Origin of the sequence: Caballeronia sp. EK, assembly GCF_014384845.1 — a bacterium.
Classification (GTDB): domain Bacteria; phylum Pseudomonadota; class Gammaproteobacteria; order Burkholderiales; family Burkholderiaceae; genus Caballeronia; species Caballeronia jiangsuensis.
In genome coordinates this window covers 319,810-335,111 of sequence record NZ_JACSUE010000002.1, presented here as the reverse complement: position 1 = coordinate 335,111, position 15,302 = coordinate 319,810, and the positions used below count along the sequence as shown (strand labels likewise).

General features: G+C 65.9%; 11 protein-coding genes. 7 read left to right on the top strand and 4 right to left on the bottom strand.

All coding sequences use genetic code 11. The annotated features are described in order from the left end of the window. Positions 1-53 precede the first annotated feature (53 nt). The 7 genes from IAG25_RS05895 (at position 54) to IAG25_RS05865 (ending at position 11,364) form a co-directional block, all read left to right on the top strand. Entirely contained in the window at positions 54-1,463 is a 1,410-nt protein-coding gene (locus tag IAG25_RS05895; protein WP_187604009.1) for an aminotransferase-like domain-containing protein, read from the top strand. A 451-nt stretch (positions 1,464-1,914) separates the two neighbouring features. Next, positions 1,915-3,159, top strand: coding sequence for an efflux RND transporter periplasmic adaptor subunit (locus IAG25_RS05890; protein ID WP_187604008.1), 1,245 nt, complete (start codon positions 1,915-1,917; stop codon positions 3,157-3,159). A gap of 44 nt (positions 3,160-3,203) precedes the next feature. Further along, a complete protein-coding gene (locus IAG25_RS05885; RefSeq protein ID WP_187604007.1) occupies positions 3,204-6,425 on the top strand; it encodes an efflux RND transporter permease subunit in 3,222 nt (1,073 codons plus the stop codon). A 1-nt stretch (position 6,426) separates the two neighbouring features. Beyond that, positions 6,427-7,902 (top strand): efflux transporter outer membrane subunit, encoded by a 1,476-nt coding sequence (locus tag IAG25_RS05880; RefSeq protein ID WP_187604006.1) that lies wholly within the window; start codon positions 6,427-6,429, stop codon positions 7,900-7,902. Then, complete coding sequence (locus IAG25_RS05875) at positions 7,899-9,185, top strand: paraquat-inducible protein A (RefSeq protein ID WP_187604005.1); 1,287 nt, start codon at positions 7,899-7,901, stop codon at positions 9,183-9,185. Before IAG25_RS05880 ends, IAG25_RS05875 begins: the two co-directional genes overlap by 4 nt. Then, positions 9,182-10,783, top strand: a complete 1,602-nt coding sequence (locus IAG25_RS05870) for a PqiB family protein (protein ID WP_187604004.1) — start codon at positions 9,182-9,184, stop codon at positions 10,781-10,783. Before IAG25_RS05875 ends, IAG25_RS05870 begins: the two co-directional genes overlap by 4 nt. Then, on the top strand, positions 10,783-11,364 hold the full coding sequence (locus IAG25_RS05865; protein ID WP_187604488.1) for a PqiC family protein: 582 nt from the start codon (positions 10,783-10,785) through the stop codon (positions 11,362-11,364). Before IAG25_RS05870 ends, IAG25_RS05865 begins: the two co-directional genes overlap by 1 nt. 10 nt (positions 11,365-11,374) lie before the next feature. Here IAG25_RS05865 and IAG25_RS05860 read toward each other — a convergent pair whose 3' ends face one another. Genes IAG25_RS05860 through IAG25_RS05845 form a run of 4 tightly spaced genes read right to left on the bottom strand, consistent with a single transcriptional unit; the run spans position 11,375 to position 15,291 of the window. Further along, positions 11,375-12,376 (bottom strand): hypothetical protein, encoded by a 1,002-nt coding sequence (locus tag IAG25_RS05860; RefSeq protein WP_187604003.1) that lies wholly within the window; start codon positions 12,374-12,376, stop codon positions 11,375-11,377. Positions 12,377-12,379: 3 nt separating this feature from the next. Continuing rightward, on the bottom strand, positions 12,380-13,162 hold the full coding sequence (fabI, locus tag IAG25_RS05855; protein ID WP_035501325.1) for an enoyl-ACP reductase FabI: 783 nt from the start codon (positions 13,160-13,162) through the stop codon (positions 12,380-12,382). Beyond that, complete coding sequence (locus tag IAG25_RS05850) at positions 13,159-14,349, bottom strand: acetate/propionate family kinase (RefSeq protein ID WP_187604002.1); 1,191 nt, start codon at positions 14,347-14,349, stop codon at positions 13,159-13,161. The genes fabI and IAG25_RS05850 overlap by 4 nt, the downstream gene beginning before the upstream one ends. Positions 14,350-14,352: 3 nt before the next feature. Beyond that, the gene (locus IAG25_RS05845) at positions 14,353-15,291 is read right to left on the bottom strand and encodes a phosphate acetyltransferase (protein ID WP_187604001.1); all 939 of its coding nucleotides are present in this window, start codon (positions 15,289-15,291) and stop codon (positions 14,353-14,355) included. Positions 15,292-15,302: the final 11 nt, after the last annotated feature.

Here is a 15,302-nt window from a genome sequence, read left to right as displayed (position 1 = left end):
TGACTTCCGCACAAATCGCGGACAAAGCATCGTTTGTATGGAGACAGAGATTCATGGCTTCCGACAAGGATCAGACGCTGACCGCGAACGGCGAAGGCGACGGCGCGACCAAGCGATCGACCTACATCGAGGTATCCAGCTCCATCGAGAAGGAAATCCGCAGCGGCATTTATCCGCCCGGCAGCCGTCTGCCGCCGCAACGGCAACTGGCGAGCGACCTGGGCATCAATGTGTCCACGGTGTCGCGCGCGTACAAGGAATTGCAGTTACGCGGCCTCGTGATCGGCAGCAAGCGGCGCGGCTCGCTCGTGACCGGCGGCGCGATGCCGAGCGTCGAGACGCCGCCCGCGAGCTCGGGCAGCGCGGTCATCGACCTGACGGTGAACCGGCCCGCGACCGGCGAATTCCTGGCGTGCCTCGCGCGCACGCTGGGCGAGTTGCCGCGCGATCCGCGCTTCGCGCAGTTGCAGGAATATCAGCCGCCGCAGGGCCCTTCGTGGGCGCGCGCCGCCGGCGCGCGCTGGATGAGCGCGCCGGGCTTCGCGCCCACCGCGGATCAGGTCGTCGTCACGAGCGGCGCGCAGCACGGCCTGTACGCGGTGCTCAACAGCCTGATCGGCACGGATGGCGTGATCCTCGCGGATCAGCTCACGTATTACGGGCTGAAAGCGCTCGCGCCGGTGTTCCAGTTCGAGATCGTGGGCATTCCGAGCGACCGCGACGGCCTGCTCATCGACGAGGTCGAGCGCGTGTGCAAACGCGTGCAGGTGAAGGCGATCTTCACGGTGCCGAATCTGCAGAATCCCACCGTCACGACCATGAGCCTGGAGCGGCGCATGGCGCTCGTCGATGTCGCGCGGCGGCATGGCGTGGCGATCATCGAGGACGATGTGTACGGCCCGCTCGTCGCGCAACGCCTGCCGACGCTCGCGAGCCTGTGCCCCGAGCTGACGTTTCATATCTCGGCGACATCGAAGATACTCGCGCCCGGCTTGCGGCTCGGCTATCTGCTGAGCCCGCAGGACAATTCGGCGCTTTGTGCGGAGGCCGTGCGCACGACGGCATGGATGCCCGCTCCGCTATCGATGCTGATTGCCGCCGTCTGGATGGAGGATGGCACCGCGCAGCACATCATGAATGCGCAGCTCGCCGAAATTCGCGCGCGGCATGATCTCGCGCGCGAGTTGCTGCCGCAGGATCTCCTGCAGTCCGATCCGGCCTGCATGTTCGTCTGGCTGAAGCTGCCGCTGCCGTGGCGCGCCGACGATTTCGCGGCGAACGCGAAGGCGCGCGGCGTGGTGGTGATGCCGTCGTCGGCGTTCGCGGTGGACCGCTCGGAGATCGAGCATGGCGTGCGCATCAATCTCGCGTGCGCCGAAAGCCGCGATCAGCTCGTCAGCGGGTTGAGAATGCTGGCGGGTACGTTGAGGGACCGGCCGCGGGCGCTGTTCGGGCACCTGTGACAAGCAGCACGCCGGCCAAATTCCGGCACGCCCGTTCGACAGACTGCCAAGCAATCCATAGCTTCCCGCCGCAGCCGGCGATCCCGTCGGCCTGCAAACCAAAGCCAGCAGTAATTGCTGCGCGTCCCGATCCGCCGCCTCAGTCGAAATGGCATTAAACGCTATAGCGTTTTCATCCGTATTCGGCTATTAGTAGACACGTCACGCAACACAGTGGCGAAACAATGAGCATCTCTGGCTATAACTCGACCGCCAAAACCGGAGGCAGCTACGACACATCAAAAGCATCAGGCTCGCGCTCGCTGACGTCGCCAAAGATTCCTGTCCCGCGATTTCATCGCACGGCGAAGGCACGCCTTCGCTGAAACGCAACCGCGAGCATGTCGTGGCGAGGCGCCTTCCCGGGCGCGCTCGCTCATCAACGATCGGCCATCCCAAGAGGGAGGCGCCTATGGCGTTCGTGTCGGAACAGATGCTGGACTGCTGCTCGTTCGCTCAACCGTCGCGCCCGATGCGCGCGTTGCGTCTCGTCGCTGTCGCCACGATGGCGTCGCTTGCGCTCGTGGCGTGCAAGAAGCCGCCGCCCGAAGCGCAGAAGCCCGCCGTCGATGTCACTGTCGTGACCGTCGCCGCGCAGTCGACGCCCGTCGAATTCGAATTCACCGCGCAGACGCAGAGTTCGCGCGAGGTCGAGATACGCGCACGCGTCGACGGCTTCCTGGAAAAGCGCATGTACACGGAAGGCTCGCTCGTCCAGGCCGGACAGGTGATGTTCCTCATGGACAAACGCCCCTTCGAAGCCGCGCTGCAGACCGCGAAGGGTTCGCTCGCGCAGCAGGATGCGCGGCTCCTCGTCACCCAGCAGAATCTCTCGCGCGTGAAGCCGCTCGCCGCGATGAACGCGTTGAGCAAGAAAGATCTCGACGACGCCGTCGGCAACGAGAAGAGCGCGCAGGCCGCCGTCATCGCCGCGAAAGGCGAGGTGCAGACCGCGGAGCTCAATCTGAGCTACACGACGATCCGCTCGCCGCTCAAGGGCCTGTCCAGCTTCGCGCACGTGCAGGAAGGCAGCTACGTGACGCCGACGCAATCGGGCCTGCTCACCTCCGTCTATCAGCTCGACCCGATGTGGGTGAACTTCAGCATCTCGGAGAACGAGTTGCTGAAGTATCGCGAGCAGATCAAGACAGGCCAGTTGCACTTTCCGCCCGACAACAAGTTCGATGTGGTCGTCATTCAGGCCGATGGCTCGGTCTTTCCGCAGACTGGCCGTATCGACTTCACGAATCCGGCGTTCAGCACGGAGACGGGCACGTTCCTCGTGCGCGCGGTATTCGCGAATCCGCAGGGCACGCTGCGGCCCGGGCAGTTCGTGAAGGCGCGCGTTGTGGGCGCGGTGCGGCCCAACGCCATTCTCCTGCCGCAACGCGCCGTGCTGCAGGGCGCGAAGAGCCACTTCGTGTGGGTGCTCGACGACCAATCGAAGCCGCACCAGCGTGTGGTCGAAGTCGGCGAATGGCACGGCGACGACTGGTTCATCACGAGCGGCCTGAAGGCGGGCGAGCGCGTCATCGTCGATGGCGCGATCCGGGTCAGCGCGGATTCGCAGATTCGCGTTTCGGCCGCACCCGCGGCGCCGGCGTCGGGCGCGCAGGAGGCGTCGGCCGGGCAAACGAAGAGCGCAGGCGAAAAGTGATTTGATCTGACGTCTATCGGAAGCATGTCGCGCGGAAGAGGCCAATGAACATTTCACATTTCTGCATTGACCGTCCGATTTTCGCGTCGGTCATATCGATCGTCATCACGCTGGGCGGCGCGCTGTGCATGCTTGCGCTGCCCACCGCGCAGTATCCCGACATCACGCCGCCGCAGATCACGATCTCCGCGACCTATCCGGGCGCGAGCGCGGACGTGGTCGCGAACAACGTCGCCGCGCCGATCGAGCAGCAGGTCAACGGCGCGGACAACATGATCTACATGAGCTCGTCGAGTTCGTCGACGGGCAATCTGACGATCAACGCCTACTTCCAGATCGGCACCAACCCGGAGCTCGCGCAGGTCGACGTGCAGAACCGCGTGAATCTCGCGCTGCCGCAACTGCCGCAATCGGTGACCGCGCAGGGCGTGCAGGTGCAGAAGAAGTCGCAGGCTTTCATGATGGTCATCGCCATCTATTCGCCCGACGAACGCTATGACGCGACGTACATTGCGAACTACGCGAACGTGTATGTCCTCGACGCGCTCAAGCGCATTCCCGGCGCGAACCAGACGAGTATCTTCGGCACGCCCGATTACGCGATGCGCATCTGGCTCAAACCCGATCGCATGGCGCAGCTCGGCATCACCGCCGCGGACGTGCAGCGCGCGGTCGCGAACCAGAACCAGCAGTTCGCCGTGGGCCGTCTCGGACAATCGCCGACCGGCGCTGCCGTCGAGCAGTCCTTCGCGGTGACGACGACCGGGCGGCTCACCGAGCCCTCCGAGTTCGAGAACATCATCATCCGCGCGCAATCTGGCGGCGCCGCGATCGTGCGCCTTAAAGACGTGGGCCGCGCCGAGCTCGGGCAGAAAGACTATTCGATCCGCAGCCGCTTCCAGGGCAAATCGGCGACGGTGCTCGCTGTCTATCAGCAGCCGGGCGCGAACGCGCTCGACGTGGCGAAGCAGGTACGCGCGTCGCTCGCCGAGATGAAGAAGACGTTCCCACAGGGCATCGACTACGAAGTCGCGATGGACACGACGGAGTTCACGCGCGCGTCCATCTCCGACGTGGTGCATACGTTCTTCGAAGCGGTCGTGCTGGTCGTGATCGTCGTGTTCGTGTTCCTGCAAAGCCTGCGCGCCACGCTGATTCCGGTGATCGCGGTGCCGGTGTCGATCGTCGGCACGTTCATGGGCATGGAGGCCCTCGGCTTCTCGATCAACATGCTGACCTTGTTCGGCATGGTGCTCGCGATCGGGATTGTCGTGGACGATGCGATCGTGGTGATCGAGAACGTCGAGCGCAACATGACCGTGCACAAGCTCGATCCGAAGACCGCCGCCAAGAAGGCGATGGACGAAGTGGCCGGGCCGGTCGTTGCCATCGTGCTCGTGCTGTGCGCGGTGTTCGTGCCGGTGGCGTTCCTCTCCGGCATCACGGGGCAGATGTACAAGCAGTTCGCCATCACAATCGCGATCTCGGTGGTGATCTCGGGCATCGTCGCGCTGACCTTGTCGCCCGCGCTCGCCGCGCTGCTGCTCAAACCCGGGCATCACGAGAAAAAAGGCTTTTTCCGCTGGTTCGACGCCCAGTTCCTGCGCATGACGCATGGCTACACGAGCGTCGTGCGGCTCATCATCAAGCGTTTCGCGATTGCGCTGCTGCTCTTCATCGGCATGATCGCGCTCGCCGTCGTCATGATGCGCGACATACCGACCGCGTTCCTGCCGCCCGAGGATCAGGGCTATCTGCTCGGCGCGGTGATCATGCCCGATGCCGCGTCGCTCGACCGCACCGGCGCGGTGTCCGATCGCGTGACCGAGTACTTCATGAAGCAGCCGGCGGTCGGCAGCATTACGACCGTCGATGGCTTCAGCATTCTCGATAGCCAGAACAAGAACAACTCGTCGACGTTCTTCGTCGGCTTCAAGAGTTTCGAGGAACGCTACAAGTCGGCCAATATTCGCACGCAGAACGCGCGCGCGGTGCTCGTCGATGCGTACAAGCACTTGTCGCAGATCAGGGAAGGCATCGTCGTGCCGCTGAATCCGCCGTCGATTCCGGGTCTCGGCACGACCGGCGGCACCGAGATGTGGATTCAGAGCAAGGGCGATGCGACCATCGGCCAGTTCGCCGCCATCGTGGACGATTTCGTCGCCAAGGCCAAGGCGCGCCCGGAACTGACGGGCGTCACCTCGACCTTCAACGCGTCGTCGCAGCAGATGCTCGCCAATGTCGATCGCGACAAGGCCGAAACGCTCGGCGTACCCGTCGAGGACGTCTATAGCGCGATGCAGACGATGTTCGGCTCGCTCTACGTGTCGCAGTTCAACCGGTCGAGCCGGCTCTGGCAGGTGATCTTGCAGGCGGAGCCGCAATACCGGCTGAAGCCGGACGATCTCACGCAGATTTTCGTGAAGAGCAAGTCCGGCGAGATGGTGCCGCTCAAGGCGATGGTCACGACGCGCTATGTGACGGGCCCCGATCTCATCACGCGTTTCAACAACTTCCCCGCGGTGAAGATCACGGCGAACGCCGCGCCAGGGTACGCGTCCGGACAGGTCATCGACGCGCTGGAAGATATCGCACGGGGCTTGCCAACGGACTACGGCGTCGGGTGGAGCGGCGAGGCCTACGAAGCGAAGCAGTCGGGCAGTTCGTCGGCGCTCGTCTTCGTGTTCGGCCTGATCATGGTGTTCCTGATTCTCGCGGCGCAATACGAGAAGTGGAGCCTGCCGTTCGGCGTGCTGATGGCGGTGCCGTTCGCGATCTTCGGCGCGCTGCTCGCCATTCTCCTGCGCGGCCTCAACAACGACGTGTACTTCCAGATCGGCCTGACGATGCTCGTCGCGCTCGCCGCGAAGAACGCGATTCTCATCTTCGAGTTCGCCGTGCTGAACCGCGAGGCGGGCGCGTCCGTCTACGACGCTGCGATGACCGCCGCCGAAGAGCGCCTGCGCCCGATCGTGATGACCTCGCTCGCGTTCATTCTCGGCTGCGTGCCGCTCGCGATCGCGACGGGCGCGTCCGCGAACAGCCGGCATTCCATCGGCACGGGCGTGATCGGCGGGATGCTCGGCGCGACGGTCATCGCCGTGTTCTTCATCCCGATGTTCTTCTGGGGACTGGAAACGATGTCCTCGCGTTCGAAGAAAAAGAAAGCCGACGAAGCGCCCGCCGCCACCGATGCGAAGCCGTCCCAGAACGCATCGGGAAGCGGTTCGAATGCCTCGCCGTCCGCCCCGGACAAGGGAGACTGACATGCGGCGCACTTTCGCCAGCTTCGCCGCCGCGCTAGCGCTCTCCGGCTGCCTGCTCGGTCCGAATTATTCGCGTCAGCCGGTCGATACGCCGGCGACGTTTCGCTTCGCCACAGCCGAAGTCGCCGATACCGCGAACACCGAATGGTGGCAGGAGTTTCAGGACCCGGTGCTCAACGAGCTGATCTCGACGGCGCTCGCGAACAACAAGGACGTGAAGATCGCGGCGGCGCGCGTCGATCAGTTCATGGGCCAGTTCGTGACGACCCGCGCCGCGCTGTTCCCGCAGATATCGGCGGGGGCGTCGGCGGCGAGGCAGCGCGCGTCGGCGGCGGGGCCGCAGCCGCTCAACGGCTTCGGGCCGGTCTACAACGACTTCCAGGCGTCGGTGTCGGCGTCGTGGGAACTCGATCTCTTTGGCCGCAACCGGCGGCTCACCGAGGCCGCGCGCGCGAACCTGCTGTCGAGCGAGGAAGGACGGCGCGCGACCATTCTGTCGCTGGTGGCGTCGGTGGCGTCGGCGTATCTGAATCTGCGCAGCTTCGACAAACAGCTCGAAATCGCCAAGGCGACGACGCAGAGCCGCGCCGAATCGGTGCACGTGTTCACGCTGCGCTTCGAAGGCGGCGAAGTCTCGCAGATGGAACTCGCGCAAAGCCAGTCCGAATACGAAGCCTCGCTCGCAGTGATTCCGCAACTCGAAACCCAGATCGCGCAGCAGGAAGACGCGCTCTCGGTGCTGCTCGGCGCGAATCCGGGGCCGATCGTGCGCGGCCGGACGCTCAACGAACTCGCGACGCCGGTGATCCCGGCGGGCTTGCCATCGGACCTGCTGGAGCGGCGTCCCGATCTGCGTCAGGCGGAACAGGATCTGGTCGCGGCCAATGCGCTCATCGGCGCGGCGCGCGCGCTCTACTTCCCGCAGATTTCGCTGACCGGCCTCTTCGGCACCGCGAGCGGCCAGTTCTCGTCGCTCTTCACGGGGCCGGCGCGCGTGTGGGCGTTCGCGGGGCAGATCACGCAGCCGATCTTCACGGCGGGCAATATCTCCGGCCAGGTGCAGTCGGCCGAAGCGCAGCAGCAGGCGGCGTTGCTCACGTATCAGAAGTCGATCCAGGTCGCGTTCCAGGAAGTCGATGATGCGCTGATCGCGTCGCAGAAACTGCACGAGCAGCTCGAAGTGCAGGGCCGCCAGGTCACCGCGCTCGCCACGTATTCGCGGCTCGCGCGGGCGCGCTACGAAGGCGGCTACACGAGCTATATCGAAGTGCTCGACGCCGAGCGCAGCCTCTTCAACGCCGAGCTTTCGCAGGCGCAGACGCAGGCCGCCGCGCTCGTGTCGTTCGTCACGCTCTACAAGGTGATGGGCGGCGGCTGGGTCGTCGCGGCCGACAAGATGACGACGCAGCAACAATCCGCGACGCCATCCGCCGATACGGCCAAGCCGGACCAGCCCGCTTCCCAGACAGTGCAATGAACACGGTCACATCCGACGATCGCGCAGCGCGGCCGCTCATTGCGTGCCACGAATGCGATCTGATGCAGCGCGAAGGCGTCGTGCCGCCCGGCGGCACGCTGCGCTGCTGCCGTTGCCGCGCCGTGCTCTATCGCCGCCGCGGACGCGGTTTCGACCGCGCGCTCGCCTTTGCGCTCGCCGCCTTCGTGCTGTGGCTGATCTCGAACGCGTTTCCGATCGTCGGCCTTGCGGTGAACGGCGATGTCGTCGAAACGACGCTGATCGGCGCGGTGCGCGTGCTCTATCGCGACGGCATGTGGCCGCTCGCCGGCCTCATCTTCATCACGACGATCCTGATGCCCGCGCTGCAGGCGCTCGGCATGGTGTGGCTGCTGCTGCCGCTCTATCTGAACCGCAGGCCGTGGCACGCCGACGCCGTCTTCCGTCTGCTGCGCGTCGCGCGCAACTGGGGCATGACCGAAGTGCTGATGCTCGGCCTTCTCGTCGCGGTCGTGAAGCTCGCGCATATCGCGTCGGTGGTCACGGGGCCGGCGCTGTGGTCGCTCGCGGCGCTGATGCTGCTGCTCGTCGCGGCGACGTCCGCGTTCGACGAGCGCGCGATGTGGATGCGCATCGAAGGCGCGCCGCCCGGCATGCCCGCCGACACGCCGCTTCACGGGCGCACGGCGGCGGCGAGCGGCATCTGCGTCTGTCACGATTGCGGGCTCTCCACGCGCGGCACGCTGCGTCATGACCATCTGTGCTGCCCGCGCTGCGGCGCGCACCTGCATCTGCGCAAGCCCGCGAGCCTGTCGCGCACGTGGGCGTACCTGATTTCCGCGGCGATCCTCTACATCCCCGCGAACCTGCTGCCGGTGATGAACACGAGCTCGCTCTTCGGCGCGCAGAAGGACACGATCATGAGCGGCGTCGCGTATCTGTGGCATTCGGGATCGTGGCCGCTCGCGATCATCGTGTTCATCGCGAGCATCGCCGTGCCGATGCTCAAGATTCTCGCGATCGGCTATCTCGCCGCGACCGCGAATCTGCGCATGACGCAGCAAGGTCTGCGGCGCGCGCGCATCTACCGCATCGTCGAGCTGGTGGGCCGCTGGTCGATGCTCGATATCTACGTGATCGCCGTGCTCGTCGCGCTCGTGCAGTTCAGCGCGATGGCGACGATCGAGGCCGGTCCGGCGGCGATCGCGTTCGGCGCGGTCGTCGTGCTGACGATGTTCGCGGCGATGTCGTTCGATCCGCGCCTCATCTGGGACTTCGCGCCGCCTCGGGATGAACGACGATGAACACGCCCGGCGATATCCCCGATGCGGAAGTCGCGCCGAAAAAGCGCTGGCGCATTCCCTGGGTGTGGGTCGTGCCGGCCATCGCGGTGGTGATCGGCGTCTGGCTCGCCGCGAAAGCCGTGCTCGAACAGGGCCCGACCGTCACGATCACCTTCAAGACGGGCGAAGGCATCGAAGCCGGCAAGACCAAGATCAAGTTCAAGGACGTGGACATCGGCCTCGTGAAGTCGGTCGCGCTCTCGAAGGATTACAAGCACGTGGTCGCCACGGCCGAGCTGACGCGCGACGCGACCAACATGCTCGTCGACGACACGCGCTTCTGGGTCGTCCGGCCGCGCGTGGCGGGCGGCTCGGTGTCGGGCATCGGCACGCTGCTGTCGGGCGCGTATATCGGCATGGATATCGGCCACGCGAAGCAGGACCGGCGCGATTACACCGGCCTCGAAACACCGCCGGTGTTCGCGAGCGATGTTCCCGGACGGCAGTTCGTCCTGAAAGCGACGGATCTGGGCTCGGTCGATGTCGGCACGCCGGTGTATTTCCGCCGCCTGCAGGTCGGCCAGGTGACGGCCTTCGAGCTCGACAAGGACGGCAGCGGCGTCACGCTGCATATATTCGTCAACGCGCCCTACGACCGTTACGTGAACGCGGACTCGCGCTTCTGGCAGGCGGGCGGCATCGACGTGACGCTCGGCACCGACGGCCTCAAGGTCAACACACAATCGCTCGTGTCGATCCTGATCGGCGGGCTCGCGTTCGAGACACCCGCGGTGTCGCTCAGCTGGTCCGAGGCGCCGCCCGACACGACCTTCAACCTGTTTCCGACGCGCGCCGAAGCGCTGCGCGTGCAGGAGCGCATCGTCGACACCTACGTGTTCAACTTCGAAGGCTCGGTGCGCGGGCTCGCCGTGGGCGCGCCGGTGGAATTCCGCGGCATCCAGATCGGCGAGGTGGCGGCCATCAACACGCGCTTCGATCCGGTCACGAAGCGCATCAGCATACCGGTCGAAATCAGGCTCTATCCGGAGCGCTTCACGTCGCGCTTCGCGGTCGAGCCGAAGAGCGGACGCGTCGTGTCCGACCGGCGCGCGCTTGCGGACGTGCTCGTGTCGCGCGGCCTGCGCGGGCAGTTGCGCACGGGCAGCCTGCTCACCGGCCAGTTGTATGTTTCGCTCGATTTCTTCCCGACCGCGAAGAAGGCGAGCATCGACTGGAACCGCACGCCGCCCGAATTGCCGACGACCCCGAGCGGCCTCGAATCGCTGCAGGATTCGATGAACCGCATCATGACGCGCATCGACAAGCTGCCGATCGAGGAACTCACCGCGAGCGCACGGCAGACGCTCAACAGCACGACCGCGCTGATGCAGGGCCTCAACACGCAAGTCGTGCCGCAAGCCGCGACCACGCTCGCCGCCGCGCGCGCCGCGCTCGATGCGGCGCATTCGACGCTCATGCCCGATTCTGGCCTGCAGCAAGACACGGCGGAAGCGGTTCGCGAACTGACGCGCACGGCGGCCTCGTTCCGCAGTCTCGCGGACTATCTGCAGCAGCATCCGGAAGCATTGCTGCGCGGCAAGCCGGAGGACAAAAAGTGATGCGGCCCGCTCTGCTCTCTCTCTTTCTCGCGGTTCTGCTCGCGGCATGCGCCTCGCCGCAAGCGAGCTTCTACCGGCTGAGCGCCGATCCCTCGCTCGCCGCGACGGCCGCGCGCACGAACTCGCGGCCCGTGATCGTCGGGCCGGTGACGGTGCCCGAGCTCGTCGACCGGCCGCAGATCGTCACGCGCAATACGAACAACGAAGTCGCGTTCAACGAATACGCGCGCTGGGGCGCGCCGCTCAACAGCGGCATCGCGGATGCCATCGCCGGCGATCTCACGCTGCTGCTCGGCTCCGATCGCGTGGCGCCGGCTTCGCGTGCGCTGGCGGACCCGCAGGCCTGGCGCGTGCGCGTCGATATCCAGCAGTTCGAATCCGTTCCCGGCGATGCCGTCACGGTCGACGCGCACTGGTCCGTGCGCCGCTTCGGCGACGACAACGCGCTAACGGGCCGCTCGCTCGTGCGCGAACCCGTCAGCGGCGGCGACTGGAATGCGCTCGTGGCGGCGCATAGCCGCGCGCTCGCGAGCGTGAGCCGCGACATCGCGAAGGCGATTCTGGGCGGCATGCCTCAGTAAATCCGGGGTGTCACAGCACGAAACGCGCGGCCTCGTCGAACGCGGCGCTGGCGGGCGGCACATCGCGCCGCGCGATGCGCACGATCTCCACCGCACGCGTCTGCGGCGGCTGCGTCGGCAGGCGCGCGAGCATGATCGCGATATCCGCATGAGGTTCGTCGCAGCGCGCGTCCATCAGCAGATTCATCTGGTTCAGGCACAGCTCGCGGTGCGCGATGGAGATGAGCGCCGCCGGATCGGCGAGCAGATCGACGATCGTCTGAAGCTGCGTCTCGATGGAATCGGCGGGCGAGCCCAGCGCGGAGAGCGCGGCTTCGTTTTCCTCGAAATCGCGCTGGAGCCGCGTGGCGTCGCCCGCAACATCGGCGGCGGCGGTCAGGCGGCTCATGCCCGCGCCGCGCCGGCCGAGCATGTGCATGCGCGCGCTCAGCAGCGCGCGATGTTCCTGCAGCGCGTCGCGCCGCGCCTCCTGACCGGCGACGCGCGACATCGCTTCGAGCGCGAACTGCTCGACGATCCGCTGCACGAGTTCCTGCCTGAGCGCTGCGTCCGTGTCGCTGCAAAAGCGCATGCGCTTGTCTTCGAAGCTCACCGCCGTGCGCGCGACATCCGAGCGCATCGCGCCGTTCTCGACGGCCGAGACGAGCACGCTTCGTTCGACGAGCGTCGCGCCCAGCACCGCGAAGGCGTAGTCGGCGGCGATGTTGCCGTCGAACCAGTCGCGCACGTCGCGGGACTCGCCGATGACCGTCGTGATGTCGTCGGGCGTCGCGAACTTCGCGCGCAGATAAGGATCGTCCGCCCATGCGCCGGGCGTCGCATCGCGCGGCGCGGGCAGCGCGGCGACGAGTTCATGCGCATGGTCGAGCGTCTTGCCGATGACCGATTTGATCCGCGACTCGTAGCGATTCGCGAGCTTCACCTGAGGCGCGACCGCGACGATGCGATCGAGCGCCTGCCGGACGTCCTCGCGCGATGTGGTGTCCTCGCGCCTGAACAGCCAGTTGAACATGCTTCATCCCATGATGTGCACGCCGCCGTCCACATAGAGCGTTTCGCCCGACATCCGCCGCGCGAAAGGCGTCGCGAGAAACGCGCAGGTGAAGCCGACGTCCATGATGTCCACCAGTTCGCCGAGCGGCGCGCGCTCCGCGGCTTCGGTCAGCAGCAGGTCGAAGTCCTTCAACCCCGACGCCGCGCGCGTCTTGAGCGGGCCCGGCGAGATTGCATGCACGCGAATGCCCTGCGGCCCGAGCTCGTAGGCGAGATAGCGCGCGCACGCTTCGAGCGCGGCTTTCACCGGGCCCATCACGTTGTAATTGGGTACGACCTTGTTCGCGCCGTGATAGCTCATCGTGAACATCGCGCCGCCGTTTTTCATGAGCGGCGCCGCAAGCCGCGCCATCCGCACGAACGAATGGCAGGAGATGTCCATCGCCTTCGCGAAGCCGTCCGCCGAGCAGTTCAGCAAGCCGCCTTGCAAATCGTCCTTCGGCGCCCACGCGATCGAATGCACGAGGATATCGAGCGTGCCCCACTCGCTCGCGATGCGCTCGAACACCGCGTCGAGTTCGGCCTCGCTCGATGCGTTGAGCGGCATGAAGATCGGCGCTTCGAGATCCTTCGCGAGCGGCTCGACATACGGCCGCGCCTTGTCGTCGGCGTAGGTGATGGCGAGATCGGCGCCCAGTTCGCGGAACGCCTTCGCGCAGCCATACGCGATGGAATGCTCGTTGGCGATTCCGGTGACGAGCGCCTTCGCGCCCTTCAGCACGGGCTGTGGCACGGTGAGCGTCATGCGGATGCTCCTTCGATCAACGTCAATGCGTGACGCGCGATCATCAGTTCCTCGTTGGTCGGAATCACCCACGCGCTCACCTTGCTCGACGCCGCGCTGATGCGCGGGCCGCCGCTCTCGTTGGCTTGCGCATCGAGTCCGATGCCCCACCATGCCGCCTGCTCGCACACGCGTTGACGTATCTCTTTCGAATGCTCGCCGATGCCCGCCGTGAACACGACGGCATCGAGCCCTTGCAGCGCGGCGCTCATCGAGCCGATCTCGCGGGCGATGCGATACACGTAGAGATCGACGGCGAAACGCGCGCGTTCGTCGCTGCTCGCGAGGAGCGCACGCATGTCGCCCGAGATGCCGGATACGCCCAGCAAGCCCGAGCGGCGATACAGCAGGTCTTCGATCTCGCGTGCGTTCATGCCGAGTTCGTCGAGCAGATACAGGATCACGCCCGGATCGAGATTGCCGCAGCGCGTGCCCATCATGAGGCCATCGACGGCGGTGAAGCCCATCGTGCTCGCGACGCTCTTGCCCGCGTGCATCGCGCACAGGCTCGCGCCGTTGCCCAGATGCGCGACGACCGTGCGTCCGCTCGCCGCATCGGGCGCGATATCCGGCAGCGCGTTCGCGATGTATTCGTACGAGAGGCCATGAAAGCCATAGCGCCGCACGCCGTTCTTCGTGATCGATTCCGGCAGCGCGAACGCCTGCGCGAGCGGCGCCTGCGTCGCGTGAAACGCCGTATCGAAGCAGGCGACTTGCGGCAGGCCCGGATTGCGCTCGGCGATGATGCGAATCGGCTTGATGTTGTGCGGCTGATGCAGCGGCGCGAGCGGCGTGAGCTTGTCGAGTTCGTCGAGCACTTCGGGGCTCGTCAGCACCGGCTTCGTGAAATGCGCGCCGCCGTGCACGACGCGATGCCCCACGCCGATCAGATGATGCCCCGCGCCATGCCCGCGCAGGAACGCGCCGAGATGCGCGATGGCTTCGGCATGTTCGAGCCTGACGCCTTCGCCCCACGCATGCTCGCCGGTCTTTTCGCCGTTCGCATTGAACGCGACGAAATGCGGCGAGCTGAAGAGCCCTTCCACTTGTCCGTGCATGACGAGTTCGAGCGCCTTGCCTTCGACATCGAACGCGCTGAACTTGATGCTCGATGAACCCGCGTTGAGAACCAGAATGACGTCGGCCATGATTTACCCCGCCACCTGCGCTTCTTCGCGGCGTTTCGACGCCACGAGCGATGCGATGGCGCACGACGCGAGCCGCGATTGCAGCGAATCGGCGCGGCTCGTCAGGATGATCGGCACGCGCGCGCCGAGCACGATGCCCGCCGCATCCGCGCCCGCCAGAAACGAGAGGCTCTTCGCGAGCATGTTGCCCGCTTCGAGATCCGGCACGATCAGCACGTTCGCGCGCCCCGCGACGGGCGAATCGATCTTCTTCGTCTTCGCCGCTTCGAGATCGATCGCGTTGTCGAGCGCGAGCGGACCATCGACGAGCGCGCCGGTGATCTGATGGCGATCCACCATCTTGCAGAGCGCGGCTGCCTCCAGCGTCGACGGCACTTTCGGGTTCACCGTTTCCATCGCCGAGAGGATCGCGACCCGGACCTCCTCGAGACGCAGCGCGTGGCCGAGATCGATCGCGTTCTGCACGATGTCGACCTTGTCGGCGAGCGTCGGCGCGATATTGATCGCGGCGTCGCTGATGATGAGCACGTTCTCGTGGCCCGGCACATCCATGATGAAGCAGTGCGACACGCGCCGCTGCGTGCGCAGGCCGCCTTCGCGTTTCACGACGGCGGCCATGACTTCGTCGGTATGCAGGCTGCCTTTCATGAGCGCTTCTGCTTTCGCCTCGCGCACGAGTTCCACCGCCTTTTCCGCGGACGCGTGACTGTGCGGCGCATCGACGATCGGCAAGCCCGCGATGTTCAGCCCGCATTCCTCCGCGACCTCGCGGATGCGCTCGCGCGGCCCGACGAGAAGCGGCGAGATCAGGCCCATCTCGTGCGCCTTGACCGCGCTTTCCAGCGATGTCCGGTCGCACGGATGCACAACCGCCACCACGAGCGGCGGCAGCGTCCTGCAAACCTCGATGAGCCGTTCATACTTCTCGTGCGTATGATTCATACCGCCTCCGT